This is a genomic window from Oceanobacillus timonensis, assembly GCF_900166635.1.
Lineage (GTDB): Bacteria > Bacillota > Bacilli > Bacillales > Amphibacillaceae > Oceanobacillus > Oceanobacillus timonensis.
Window position 1 is genome coordinate 4,153,148 of sequence record NZ_LT800497.1, and the last position, 13,948, is coordinate 4,167,095.

Genomic DNA, 13,948 nt, shown 5'->3' on the forward strand with positions numbered 1-13,948 from the left:
TTTATTAAACATTACTGCATATGAAACACTTCTTTTAGATCTTTAGATACTGGCCTATTATTTGAATGCGTTTCCATTAAAGGTTCCATAAAGGCCCACCATTTTTGATTTATTTCAGTTGAATCCATTTCACTCCATGTCTCTTCATCTTCAACCTCGATATAACCAAATAGGTTACTAGTTTCTTTATCCAAAAAAATAGAATAATTATTTACTCCATGCTTCCGTAGTTCATCTACCATTTCAGGCCATATTTCATTATGCCTCTTTTCATATTCTTCATGTTTATCTGGATAGACTGACATTAAAAAAGCTTTTCTTATCACTTATATCTGCCCCTTCCTAATTATTTCATTTTTAACCGCTTACATTTAATTATGAAAATGGTTAATAAATAAATAATAAAATCATTCATTTATAAAGTCAACACATTTCAACATAAACAAAACAAAAATCAAACATCATATTTACTTTTTATTTTGTTTATCTAAATAGTATAAAATCTGTTAAACTTAAATATAAGTTCATGTACACTTGATAAATAAAGAAAATCAGCTATATATTGAAGTGTTTTCACCTGTTTGTTTTTTATTATTTCTGAAATTGATAATATAATTCCAAAAATAATAAGACATATGTAACAGTTATTATTTAAAGTGAATCTAAATCAATTTATATTTCCGAATATTGAAAGGGGTTACAAAATGTTTCCTTATCGTTTCTTAAAGCATGGTTTTGTTTTAATGCTCGTTCTCACCATTTTGGGAGCCTGCGCTACACAATCATCCAGTGAAAATAAACAAGCTTCAGCAGAAGAAACCAAAACTCTAACATTAGCTCATATTCATAATGACGCTAGTCCTGTTTATCAAAGTTTAGAAGATTTCGCAGAAAAGGTTGAAGAAAAAACAAACGGTAGCGTGAAAATCGATATCTTTGCTGAAGGCGTTTTGGGAGATGAAAACAAAGTAATGGAACTGGTGCAAAATGATGTTATTGATATGACAAAGGTAAACGGAGGTGTGGTAGAAATGTTTGATGAAAAATTTTCTGTATTTAGCCTCCCATATATATTTAGAGATGATGAACATTTTTATAACTTTATGAAAACGGATACAGTGAGTGACATGTATGAAGGGTTGGAAGAGGCCCAACTGCGTGGTATCACTTACTATGATGCAGGAGCAAGAAGTTTCTATACCGCAGATAAGAAAATAGATACGCCGGATGACTTGAGTGGACTAAAAATAAGAGTGATGAATAATGTCACTTCTATTGAAACGATGGAAATGCTTGGTGCGGCACCAACGCCATTGGATGCTACAGAAGTGTACACTGGCTTACAACAAGGGACTATTGATGGAGCGGAAAGCAGCCCGATTGCACTTATTGATGCAAATCATGGAGAAGTTGCAAAGCAATTTTCGTTTGATGAACATACTAGAATTCCTGATTTTTTAATCATGAGTGATTCAACTTGGAATAAATTAAACGAAACCGAACAGCAAGCCATTATGGAAGCTGGAGAGGAAACGACCAAAGATCATAATGAACGCTGGAATCAAATGATAGATGAAGGAATAGAACAGGCTAAAGAAGAAATGGGAGTCGAATTTTCTAACCCTGAACAAGCCCCATTTCGTAAAAAAGTTCAACCGCTTATTGAGGATCGACGCCAGAATAACAAAGATCTTGATCAGGTTTTAGATTCGGTTGAAGCAATAGAGTAATATGTGAAGGAGGTCGTTACATTGAAAAAAATAAAAAATTGGTTGGACCTTATATTATTTATAGCTGCTAGTATCTTAATTTTCGTTTTAGTTATTGGAGCTATTTGGCAAGTGTTTACCAGGTTCGTTTTACAAGATCCTAGTATCATCACTCAAGAATTAATGCGTTTTTCTTTAATATGGTTAGCTATGATTGGGAGCGCATATGCATTTGGACACGATGCCCATCTATCTTTCGGAATTTTTAAAGATAAGGTGAAAGGCAGGGCACGTATATGGCTATTTACAGCAATTGACCTAGCTGTAATTGGCTTCACTTTATTTGTTCTAGTAATTGGCGGGTATATAATCGCAAGTGCAACGATGGCAGAATTATCACCAATGCTAGGTGTTCCTATGGGATATATTTATTCTATATTGCCTATATCAGGTCTTTTTATATTATTCTATGAGATTAATAATTTAATAAATCGAAAACCTGTGTCAACTGAAAAGGGGGAAGTATAAGTGGATATAACCGTATTAACCGGGATTATATTATTTATATCATTTTTTGTATTACTATTCGTTGGAGTACCAATTGCAGTTGGTATCGCTATTGCATCTTTTATTGCAGCGTTATTTATACTTCCGGTGGATTCTTCCGTTTTAGTTCTATCACAGCAATTAATCACTGGCGTAGATAGTACCGTTTTATTAGCACTTGTCTTTTTTATGCTAGCAGGAAATATTATGAATAATGGCGGAATAGCTGAACGTTTAATAAATCTAGCAAAATTAATTGGTGGAAGATTTTCGGGTTCGCTTGCTCATACAAACATATTAGGAAACACACTATTTGGTTCAATATCCGGATCAGCCATCGCATCTGCTGCCACAATGGGACGAGTGATGCATCCTCAACAGACAAAGGAAGGATATGACCCATCATATTCAGCGGCAGTAAACATTGCTTCAGCGCCAACTGGACTAATTATCCCGCCGAGTGGAACTCCTATTATCTATTCGCTGCTCACTGGCGGTACATCCATAAGCGCACTTTTTATTGCTGGTTATTTACCAGGTCTTTTAATGGTTGCCTTATTAATAATTGTTGCTTACTTTTTAGCTAAAAAAGAAAACTACACTGTGGCTGATAAACCAAGCAAAAGCCAGTCGATTCAGATTATTTTACAATCTATACCGAGTTTGTTATTGATTATTATTGCCATTGGCGGTATAGCCGCTGGTATTTTTACAGCTGTTGAAGGTGCTGCTGTTGCTGTATTATATACAACCATTCTAAGCTTAATTTATAAGCAGCTTCATTTATCTGATATACCCAAAATCTTACAAGAAACAATTATCTACTCAGGTATGATTTTACTGCTGATTGGTGCTTCAACAGCTATGTCGTGGGTATTAGCTTATACAGGTATTCCAGCTGCCATTACAAATGCAATGCTCTCAGCAACTGGGAACTATGTTTTACTTCTACTGATGATACTGCTTATTTTGCTAATTGTGGGGACTTTTATGGACATAGCACCTGCATTATTAATCTTTACACCAATATTATTCCCGATAACTACACAGCTGGGAGTTGATCCAGTACATTTTGGCATAATCATTGGTATGGCACTTGCTATAGGAATAACAACACCACCAATTGGAACTGTATTGTTTATAGGAAGCAGTGTCAGCGGAGTCAGTATTGAAAAAATAATGCCTAAATTGCTTATCTTTTATGTCCCATTAATTGTAGCTTTGCTCTTAGTTACGTTTATCCCAGAAATTAGTTTATTCCTGCCAAGGTTGTTCGGATTACTTGAATAAACTATATACTTTTTAACTAATAAATGACCCGGAATCTTCATTTCATTGAAGTCACCGGGTCATTTTTATTTCAAGTGGTTTTAACTTTAATCGTTTAATAAGGATAACTTCCTTTAGGAACGATAATGCTCTTATATTTTTCAGCCCAATGAAAATTCAATTCACTTGGCAAGCTTTGTTGTCTATAACATTCTTTAAGGCTTGCAGCTAACCCTTGAACATATGTTAAACGATCCTTATTTTTTTTAATCTCATTGGAGGGAAAAAACGGTATGTTAGTAAATGCTTCATGCATATAATGGATTCCTAACAGATGTGAATAAGCTGAGTCAATACTGCAGCAAATTTCTTTATGTCCCTCCATAGTTGCTTTTATGCATACATTCAGTTTATTTATATGTTCTTTTTCTGGATCATCATAATACTTTTCAGTACCATCTGTAAAAGTTGCTTTAATAGGACCGCCATTCTTATATTGTATGATTGCTTTTTCAAATTCTAACTCGAAAACCGGGCCATATTCTTCATCAACGGCATGAGATGCAAAATACAAAAGTTTGACTGCCTTATCAGTTTTAGCACGGATTGCGCATGTATCAAACGTTTCAATTGAATTCGCCCGATATAACTCCACATCGAATTTGTTTACTTTGGCACTCTGTTCCATTTGTTCTCCCAAGACAAAAAAGAGATGATGAAAAAAGTGCGAAGTTGCATTATTTGCTATACTATCAAATATAGGTTCGTTGTTGGGGCCGAATAATTTACCTGCCCAATTCGAACGATTATAATAATCTTCATTTCTTGGCCATAGTACAACTGTTTTTCCACAGATTGGCTCCCCATACAAACCAGCAATAATATCTTCTTTCAATTGATGGACAGATTCACTAAAAGACCAATTGAAACCGATAGCCAAGAAACGGTTGGTTTGGTGTTCAACTTCACGCATTTTTTCTGCCTCTTGTAAGGAACCCGACACCGGTTTCTCACATAACACATTACTGCCGTTTAACATCGCTGTTATTGCTTGTTGAGCATGTAAATGAATTGGCGTTGCAATAATAGCCAAGTCAGCTGTATTCACTTCATAGAATGATTCAACGGAATTATAAATCGGGATATTCATTTGTCTGAAGACAGAAAAAAAAGCACTTCGTTCAGGGTGAACGTCTACAATCCCTTTAATCCAACTAAGCCTATTCTCTTTTTGTAATGCTTCTAGATATATTTCTCCATAACCAGCGGCTCCAATTATGACAATCTCACATGTTTTTGTCATTCATTTTCCTCTCCCTTAGACCAAAACTGCGCTTTTTGTTGCGCTAGTAAGCTAAGCTCTGCTGCTTTAAATGTATGTTCTTGCGGCATGGCTGAACAAGTATGATTAAGTATATCATGAGCTAATTGATAAAAGTAAGGAAAACCGACCTTTCCACTTACATCATACTTTCTTTCTCCTCCATGATTAACTAGGTACAGGCGCTCTCCTATCGATTGTTCTGTTATATCAACAAATTTTCTAAGCTCAATATAACCATCAGTACCAAGAATAAAAGTACGGCCATCTCCCCAATTACTTAATCCATCCGGAGTAAACCAGTCAATTCGAAAGTAATGAACAGCTCCATTATCTCCTATTAAATGACAATCACCATAATCTTCAAATTCTGGAAAACTTGGTTGCGTATTGTTCTGAACGGTACTGCTCAGGATAGTCGCATCCTTTGCCCCGGTAAACCAAAGAAATTGTTCAATTTGATGGCTTCCAATATCACAAATAATTCCACCATAGGTTTTCTTCCAAAAAAACCATTCTGGACGTTGTTCAATATTCAATCGATGCGGCCCCATCCCTAGTACCTGAATAACGTTACCTATTGCTCCTTTATTAATTAATTGTTCAGCAAAATTTGCACATTCAACTTGCAATCTTTCACTATAAAAAACTGCCCAATGCAGACCTGTTTCTTTCACCTTTTTTTCAGCTTGTCTCAATTGCTCAATAGTTGTAAATGGAGCTTTAGCAGAAAAAAAGTGTTTCCCACTATCTAACGCTTTTAACCCTATTGCACACCGTTCGGAAGGGATAGCAGCACTTGAAATCAAATGCAATGCTTTATCTTTCAATATTTGAGGTAAACTATTTGCTTTTCTAGCCTCAGGAAATACTTTTTGAAAAGCTTTGATTTTTTTTGGGTCTTCATCAAAAACCCATCGAATAGTTGCTCCTGCCTCTTTCATTCCATGACACATTGCATAAATATGTCCATGCTCTAATCCAGCAACGCCCATTATTAGCTCATTCTTTTTGACAGGTTTTTCTTCGTGGTATTGTGGTTCAAATTCTGTATGCTGAGTTGGATTTATTGAAGACACAAAAATCATTCCTCCTTCTTTTGGTTTATAAACATACATTACAAAAAGCGGAGCAAAAGACACTCCGCACATTTGTTTATAGGTTACACGTACTTAGCAAAGCTATTTTTCATCCACTGAAGTGTCTCACCCCCAGGCCTGTCCCAAATTTCCTGGTTAATAATTTCTACCTCAACAAAATCGTGATAACCATTCTCTTCTACAGCTTTGCGAATACGAGGGATATCAATAACACCTTCTCCCATCATTGAACGCCCTTTAAAAATATCTGGTAAAGGTACTTTCCAATCAGAAACATGAAACCCAAGAATATTTCCTTTCGCACGTTTAATCTCTTCATATAAAAAAGGATCCCACCAGACATGAAATACATCAACAATCACACCAACTTGTTTCGAACCTAAGGAAGCTTGCAATACATTTGCTTCTCCTAACGTAGTGATTACGGAACGATCTGCTGCATACATAGGATGTAAAGGTTCAATCCCCAATTTCACACCATGCTGCTCAGCAAAAGGAATAATAGATTCAATACCCTCTTTTACCCACTTACGGCTTTCCTGTATGTCTTTATCAGGTGATGGTCCACATACAAGTACAAGTACATTTCCATCCAGCTCAGCAGTTTCCTCAATAGCGCGTTTATTATCATCAATACGAACTTGGCGTTCAGAAGCTGTAGAAGCAGGGAACATCCCACCACGACAAACACTTGAAACATTTAATCCTGATGATTTAATTAAATGTTTACTTTCTTTTAACCCTATCTCGGCTATTTTATGTCTCCAAATGGAAATTGCAGAAATATCATTACGTACGCATCCATCTACAGCTTCCTTTAGTGACCAATTTTCCGTAGTAATCTGATTCAAACTGAGTCTACTCATTTCCACATCTCTATTCATCTTACTGCCCCCATTTGATGAATACCTGCTAATTTTAATACAGGATCCATCCTTTCAATTGCCAGTTCTGGATCCACCAACACTCCGCCTTGGTCAGCTAACTCAAAAAGTTTACTAAAATGTAGTATAGAGCGGGAACTCTCGGCTCCACTTACCATGCGAAAATGAGGTTGGTGTCCATTTAAATACGCTAAAAAAACTACGCCAGTTTTATAAGAGTATGTTGGGTGTTGAAAGATATGTCGAGCTAAAGGGACAGTTTGATTTAACTTCTCTCGGAAATCAGCAGTATCCCCTCTATCTAAATCTTGAAGAGCCATCGATGCAACAGGTGCAATAGCGTCAAAAATTCCTAAGAGCGCATCGCTGTAACCTTGATTATCTCCCTCTATTAAAGATGGATAATTAAAGTCATCGCCTGTATACATACGTACGTTTTCAGGTAATAAACGTCGCATTTCAATTTCCTTCTGATCATCAAGTAAAGAAATTTTTATTCCTTCAATTTTATCTGCATGTGTTTCAATAATTCGTAGACAAACGTTCATAGCATCGTCTATATTGTTCGTCCCCCAATAGCCTTTCAAATTAGGATCAAACATTTCACCTAGCCAATGTAGAATCACAGGTTGTGATACTTGGGTCAGTATTCTTCCATAAACATACTCGTAATCTTCTGGAGTTTGGGCACATGTTGCAAGTGCTCGACTTGCCATCAAAATGACCTTACTACCTGCACTTTCAACATACGACACTTGCTCTTCGTAAGCATGAATAACATCTTCTATAGTAACTTTTGCCCCGGGTTCCAGGTGATCCGTTCCTGCGCCACTTGCAATATCCCCTCCTACACTCTTGGCCTCTTTTACTGAACGGGAAATTAATTCTTTCGCTTCTTCCCACTGAAGTCCCATGCCTCTTTGGGCAGTATCCATCGCCTCAGCTACTGAAAAACCTAACGACCATAAATAATGACGATATTTCATAGTATGTTCCCAATCAATAGCTGGTTTACTTACCGGGTCGTCACTTCCAAATGGATCTGCCACCACATGAGCAGCAGAATAAGCAACACGAGAAGAAAATTGGCTATGTTCAGGTTTCTTTAAACCGTCTGTTTGGGTTAATTTATATTCGAACACATTTCCATCTTGGTTTGGTAAATAAATGGATTTTTTCATATTTATTTACTCCTTAAATCCAATTCTGGCACTTCTACAAATTGACGTTCTTCATCAGATTTTAGCGCTAAGTTCGCAAGTTGCATTCCTTTAGCGCCTTCCAGAAAATCCCATGGGAAAGCATCATCTTGATAAACATGTTTTAAAAACTTTTCCCACTGAATTTTAAAAGCATTCTCAAATAATTGATTATCGGGTACCTCTTCCCATTGGGTTTGATAATCAACCTCATTTTCTATATCAGGATTCCAAACTGGTTTTGGGGTATTAACTCTATGTTGTGTCTTACAATCTCGTAATCCGGCAACAGCGCTGCCCTCTACCCCGTCAATCTGTATAGTTAATAAGTCATCTCGATCCACACGAACTGCCCAAGAAGAGTTCACGCTAGCAATTACATCATTTTCTAATTCAAAAATTGCATATACCGCATCATCAGCTGTAGCATGATAAAATTCTCCCTGCTCATCCACTCGTTTAGGAATATGAGTAGCCGTTTTTGCAGATAAAGATTTAATTGAACCGAAAAGATGATTTAGTACATAGCGCCAGTGAGGGAACATATCAACAACAATCCCTCCTCCTTCTTCTTTCTTATAATTCCAGGATGGACGTTGCCCTTCTTGCCAATCTCCTTCAAATACCCAATAACCGAATTCCATACGCACTGATAAAACCTTTCCAAAAAAGCCAGAATCCAATAACCTTTTTAATTTCATGATTCCTGGTAAAAATAATTTATCTTGAACGACACCATTTTTTATGCCTGCATCCTTTGCAAGTTGAGCCAATTTTAAAGAACCTTCTAATGAGGTAGCAGTTGGCTTTTCACAATAGATATGTTTGTTTGCTTGGATTGCTCTTTTTATCCCTTCTTCGCGTAAAGAAGTTGTTTGCGAATCAAAATATATTACATTCCTATCATCTTCCAATGCCTCTGATAAATCCGTTGTCCATCTATTTATATTATAATCTTCTGCAAGCGCTTTTAATTTTTCTTTGTTTCGTCCAACAAGGATAGGATCCGGCATTACAAAATCCCCATTATCCAACTCTACTCCTCCTTGTTCACGAATAGCAACGATAGAACGAATTAAATGCTGCCTTGTACCCATTCTTCCTGTAACCCCATTCATAATAATTCCTATATTATGTGTAGTCATTTGTTTCCCTCCTTATAATATTAATTACATTGTAATTTTCTTATAAGAAAGCGTCTTATTATAAGAGGAATTAAATTATCATTTTCAGAACTAAACGATTGTCTTACTTTTCACGGTTATTCTTTTTAGTGATTTCTCTGTATTTGTTTGGAGGAATGCCTGTATCTTTCTTAAACAAACGATATAAAGTAGGAATGGATTCGAACCCTACCTCAAAACAAATTGAAATAATATCTTTGTTTGTTTCAACTAACATTTCTTTAACTGCAGCTAACCGTATCTTTGTTAAGTATTGTAAGGGAGTATAACCATAATACTCTTTAAAGATAGTTTGAATATAGCGTGTACTCATATCCATTCGATTTGCGATGTCCTCTGCATTTGTAATTTCAAAGTAACGTGTTTCAATGAATTGTTTTAATCGTTCCACTCTTAAACTGTTCATATCTTGTGGCTGTGTGATTTCCTGGTAAGACCGAGCAATAGTAAATAACAATTCAATCATATAGGTTTGCAAAGCCATCTTCCAAAAATGGTCTCCATGTGATTGCTCATATAACATTTTACGTAAAAGTTGACGAAGTTCACTGCTATCGAATACGCTTAATTTTTGAACACGAGGTTCATCAAAAATTGTCTGTACTAATTCATTTTGAACATCGACTCCCAACACCGTTGCGTCAAATTCTAGTACTAATACAGTCATTTTGGATTTAGCTGTAATTGCATGTGTTGTTTCTGGAGGAATAATAATAAAATAATCCTTTTCAGTATAGAAGTCTTTTTTATTAAGCGTACACTCCCCCTCGCCTTCTAATATGTATAAGATTTGGTGGGTTACATGGTCATGAGCCTCCACTAAATCTTTATCTTTATGCTGACTCTCATACAGTGAGATAATCGCTGAATGGTTCATATTTATCACCTGCTTATAATTCGATTAGATCAAACAATCTTTCTGGTGAAGACTAAACTCTATTATTTATCTAAAATAGATCATACTTGCTTTTATTAATTAAAGACAGCAGTTATGTATCCATTGATTATTCCTAACATAAACCACCGGAGTCTTTGTTATTATTCATTGCTCATACATTGTCAACTAGATAATTGATGAAAATTTCAATTTTCACTATATAATTACAAATATCTTTTTGACCTTTTTTATCATCTTACAATACATTTTATATTTTATTCTAATTTATCAAATGCCATTATTAACAACACTTAACATGTATTTTTCAGCCTATTAAGACGTTTAACTTACTTAAAATAATTATAACAGTTTAGATAGCAGCATTCTCTAATTTTTTTTATTATAGTATCTTTGTAAAGAACTCTCTTAATATTACGAGCTTTAATAGCATCATCTGCCATCTCAACACTTTTTTTCAACCTGATTAAATAGTTCTTAATAGAGATAAAGCGCATGATAGATTTCCTCAATCATTAATCATTTCGAATGAGTGATTTTTGACATAAGTAAGCTTCTCCATATCATTTCCTGTATAAGTGAGACGAATAAAATGAAATAAAGTTACATTTATTTTTGTATTTTTAAATAAAACAAAAGCTAAATGATTTTTTGTATAACAATACCCTTTGGATACAAAGTAACCAAAGGGTAGGGACAGTGCAATCCTATTTACCTTACTCCTTTATTTAGCACACCTTCTATAAAGTCAACAATACCATCTTCCACTTCTTCTCGAATATCACGATAGTTATGAATTTCGTGACGGTAACCGCTGTACAGTTTTGTTGTTACCGCATGATTTGTTTCTGCTAACCAATTCGTTACAGCATATACACCTTCTCCATATAAACCGACAGGATCCTGATCACCAGCAATATTATATATAGGAATGGAAACAGGAACCTTCTCTGCCCACTCTTTTCCAATAATTTGCTCCATCATTTCCACAAAGTAATATAAAGACCGTATATTCGGCGGGGATACAAAGTTATTAAATGGATCGTTCGCATGATCTGCTACAACATCTGGATCCCCACTAATCCAGTCATTTGCTGTATTCGGTTGATCAATCCGCTCTGTCATCCAGCCCATTAACTTGCCTTGCACTTCTGGATCAACCTGATCACCTTCCCCTGCATCGATCCGACCTTTTAATTCTGCGCGTAATTCAGGAGCATTCGGCCAGACTCCTGACGTTCCACATAGAATTGCTCCTTTTACACCTTCTCCATACTTCGTGAGATAGCTTCGGACTATCATAGAGCCCATACTGTGACCAAACAAGAAAAATGGTACATCAGGGAACTCGTCCTGCACAATTTTGCGTAGTTGATGTTCATCTTCTGCCATCGTCATATAACCTTCCTCTCCCCAATTTTCCCAATTGCCGGAATCATATGCCGTCTTCCCATGACCAATATGATCATCACAAGCTACAATATACCCTTCCTCATTCAACCGTAAAATCATATGCAAATATCTTCTGGAATGTTCTCCAAACCCATGTACCAGCTGAACAATGCCTTTGGGTTTACGTATTGGTGTATAAATCCATCCTTTAATGGTATCCTGCTCACTAAATGACATAAATGATACTTCATGTAATCCCATAATAATCTCCTCCCTCTATATACTTCTTCAAATAATGAAAAAAAGCACACTTCAATAAACTCTCTTTCTAACAAAGCTTACTCTCTTATCGCCTCAATCACCTTCATTTAAGTCTAAATCTAATTGTAAACGCTGTCAATTCGATATCTACGTACCTAATTAGAATTATTATTTCACTAATATTCAAACTCTGAACCATTTTTCATGCTGGAATTCCTTTCCAGAATTTAAAAACACTGATTCCGTAAATAGAATCAGTGTCTTTTCATGTACATTATGGTTTTCTTAAAATCTTCTCCATCTTCTTCCCTTTTGCCAATTCATCAATGAGCTTATCCAAATAACGAATCTCCTGCATCAGCGGTTCTTCTATATCCTCTACACGCACACCGCAAATAACACCTTTTATCAGAGAACGGGAACCATTCATCTGTGGAGCTTCAGCAAAGAACATCTCGAAGGTTACTCATTTTCAATTTGCGCTTCTAGTTCTTCCTGACTATACCCTGTCAGCCAAGTAATAATTTCATCGACTTCTTCTTTTGTATGGCCTTTTCTCTCTGCTTTGTTTACATAGTGAGGATAAACACTTGCAAAAGTCATTGTGTATATACGATGATTCGCCATGGCATAGCCTCCCTTTTACTGTTCCATCACTGCATCTTCCGTTTCCAAATGAAACTTATCTAGTAACTCGCGAACTTCATCCGTTGTTTCGGTACTCATCAATTGATGTCTTAGTTCACTGGCTCCCCTGAACCCGCGCACGTAAATTTTAAAAAATCGACGTAATGGTTTGAAAGCCCGCGGTTCCTGGTCTGAATATTTATCATGCAGATCCAGCTGCAGTCGTAACAGATCCAGCAATTCCTGACTGCTATGCTCCCTCGGCTCTTTTTCAAATGCGAATGGATTTTTAAAAATTCCTCGCCCAATCATGACACCGTCTACGCCAAATTCTTCCACAAGCTTTAATCCTGCTTCCCGGTCTGGTATATCTCCATTGATAGTTAACAATGTATCAGGTGCAATCTCATCACGGAGTTTCTTGATTTCACCAATGAGCTCCCAATGTGCATCGACCTTACTCATTTCCTTTCTCGTACGCAAGTGAATGGAAAGATTCGCTATATCCTGCTCAAACACGTGCCTCAGCCAGTCACGCCACTCGTCTATATATGAATAACCAAGTCGCGTTTTTACACTGACAGGAATTCCGCCCGCTTTGGCTGCCTGAATAATTTCCGCTGCTACTTCCGGACGTTGGATAAGCCCGCTTCCTTTTCCTTTAGAGGCAACATTAGGCACAGGGCATCCCATATTAAGGTCTATACCTTTATAGCCCATTTCCGCCATTCCAATGCTCATTTCACGAAAATTATCCGGCTTGTCTCCCCATATGTGCGCAACCATTGGCTGTTCGTCTTCCGTAAAAGTCAAACGCCCACGAACACTATAAATGCCTTCAGGGTGACAATAGCTTTCCGTATTCGTAAACTCTGTAAAAAACACATCTGGGCGGCCAGCTTCCGCTACAACGTGACGGAAAACAACATCCGTTACATCCTCCATCGGCGCCAATATAAAAAACGGTCGTGGTAAATCACGCCAAAAATTAGTAGTCATTTCTCCATTTCAATCCTCTCATTTATGGATGGATAAAGCATTATATACTTATCCAATATGTTAAAGCAGTCATTGATGCTGCTTCGTTTTTATTTTGTCCATGATAATATTATCATAAGAGGGCTGGAGAGTACAAAAAGAATTCTTACCACGTAAAACAAGGATCAGTGCCTTTTGCCTTGACCCTTAAGCCTGTTGTTTTAAAGTACAGATTAGCAAATTTTTATTAACTTCCATTTTTCCATTAGGAAGCTTTACTTGCTGCTATATATCTATGTTCTGGAACGTATCGATTTCTTTGGAAAGTGCGTTTTTCATCTTCTGGCCACATTTCTCATCACAAACCGTAAACAGGCCGTCTTGTCTATTCTTTTTTGCTTCTGAGTCAGCAGTGGGAACAACCATTGGTACACTTGTCCGCCGTGAGGATAGATAGACCTGGATGATTTCTCCTTCTTTATCCTTGAAATCTACTCCTTCAGCAAACTTCACATTTAGCGCGGTTAATGGCTGATTTTCTCCTATTTTTTTCATACACCATGCACATCCGAACATTATTGAC

At 36.6% G+C, this 13,948-nt stretch carries 13 protein-coding genes and 1 pseudogene; 3 read left to right on the top strand and 11 right to left on the bottom strand.

Annotated features, from left to right (window positions below; translation table 11 throughout):
• Window positions 1–11: 11 nt before the first annotated feature.
• Complete coding sequence (rhaM, locus tag B7E05_RS20365) at window positions 12–326, bottom strand: L-rhamnose mutarotase (RefSeq protein ID WP_080875927.1); 315 nt, start codon at window positions 324–326, stop codon at window positions 12–14.
• Window positions 327–704: 378 nt separating this feature from the next.
• On the opposite strand from rhaM, the gene B7E05_RS20370 reads away from it, so the two are divergent.
• The 3 genes from B7E05_RS20370 to B7E05_RS20380 are packed head-to-tail and all read left to right on the top strand — an operon-like array spanning window position 705 to window position 3,545.
• Window positions 705–1,730 (top strand): TRAP transporter substrate-binding protein, encoded by a 1,026-nt coding sequence (locus tag B7E05_RS20370; protein ID WP_080875928.1) that lies wholly within the window; start codon window positions 705–707, stop codon window positions 1,728–1,730.
• A 21-nt stretch (window positions 1,731–1,751) separates the two neighbouring features.
• Window positions 1,752–2,237, top strand: a complete 486-nt coding sequence (locus tag B7E05_RS20375; RefSeq protein WP_080875929.1) for a TRAP transporter small permease — start codon at window positions 1,752–1,754, stop codon at window positions 2,235–2,237.
• Between the two features lie 6 nt (window positions 2,238–2,243).
• Window positions 2,244–3,545: a TRAP transporter large permease gene (locus B7E05_RS20380; RefSeq protein WP_218672726.1), complete on the top strand. Its 1,302-nt coding sequence runs from the start codon at window positions 2,244–2,246 to the stop codon at window positions 3,543–3,545.
• A gap of 94 nt (window positions 3,546–3,639) precedes the next feature.
• Here B7E05_RS20380 and B7E05_RS20385 read toward each other — a convergent pair whose 3' ends face one another.
• The 10 genes and pseudogenes from B7E05_RS20385 to B7E05_RS20430 all read right to left on the bottom strand — a co-directional run bounded on the left by B7E05_RS20385 (window position 3,640) and on the right by B7E05_RS20430 (window position 13,941).
• The gene (locus B7E05_RS20385; RefSeq protein WP_080875931.1) at window positions 3,640–4,827 is read right to left on the bottom strand and encodes a Gfo/Idh/MocA family protein; all 1,188 of its coding nucleotides are present in this window, start codon (window positions 4,825–4,827) and stop codon (window positions 3,640–3,642) included.
• Window positions 4,824–5,915, bottom strand: a complete 1,092-nt coding sequence (locus B7E05_RS20390; protein ID WP_143833321.1) for a Gfo/Idh/MocA family protein — start codon at window positions 5,913–5,915, stop codon at window positions 4,824–4,826. The genes B7E05_RS20385 and B7E05_RS20390 overlap by 4 nt, the downstream gene beginning before the upstream one ends.
• A 92-nt stretch (window positions 5,916–6,007) precedes the next feature.
• The gene (locus tag B7E05_RS20395) at window positions 6,008–6,829 is read right to left on the bottom strand and encodes a sugar phosphate isomerase/epimerase family protein (protein ID WP_080875933.1); all 822 of its coding nucleotides are present in this window, start codon (window positions 6,827–6,829) and stop codon (window positions 6,008–6,010) included.
• The gene (locus B7E05_RS20400) at window positions 6,826–8,010 is read right to left on the bottom strand and encodes a dihydrodipicolinate synthase family protein (protein ID WP_080875934.1); all 1,185 of its coding nucleotides are present in this window, start codon (window positions 8,008–8,010) and stop codon (window positions 6,826–6,828) included. Before B7E05_RS20400 ends, B7E05_RS20395 begins: the two co-directional genes overlap by 4 nt.
• A gap of 2 nt (window positions 8,011–8,012) precedes the next feature.
• A complete protein-coding gene (locus B7E05_RS20405; protein ID WP_080875935.1) occupies window positions 8,013–9,173 on the bottom strand; it encodes a Gfo/Idh/MocA family protein in 1,161 nt (386 codons plus the stop codon).
• Between the two features lie 103 nt (window positions 9,174–9,276).
• Window positions 9,277–10,089 (bottom strand): AraC family transcriptional regulator, encoded by an 813-nt coding sequence (locus B7E05_RS20410; protein ID WP_080875936.1) that lies wholly within the window; start codon window positions 10,087–10,089, stop codon window positions 9,277–9,279.
• A 729-nt stretch (window positions 10,090–10,818) separates the two neighbouring features.
• On the bottom strand, window positions 10,819–11,760 hold the full coding sequence (locus B7E05_RS20415; protein ID WP_080875937.1) for an alpha/beta fold hydrolase: 942 nt from the start codon (window positions 11,758–11,760) through the stop codon (window positions 10,819–10,821).
• A gap of 274 nt (window positions 11,761–12,034) precedes the next feature.
• Window positions 12,035–12,387: pseudogene (locus tag B7E05_RS20420) on the bottom strand (DUF2200 domain-containing protein).
• Window positions 12,388–12,402: 15 nt separating this feature from the next.
• Complete coding sequence (locus B7E05_RS20425; protein ID WP_080875938.1) at window positions 12,403–13,386, bottom strand: tRNA dihydrouridine synthase; 984 nt, start codon at window positions 13,384–13,386, stop codon at window positions 12,403–12,405.
• A gap of 264 nt (window positions 13,387–13,650) precedes the next feature.
• Complete coding sequence (locus tag B7E05_RS20430; protein ID WP_080875939.1) at window positions 13,651–13,941, bottom strand: hypothetical protein; 291 nt, start codon at window positions 13,939–13,941, stop codon at window positions 13,651–13,653.
• Window positions 13,942–13,948 lie beyond the last annotated feature (7 nt).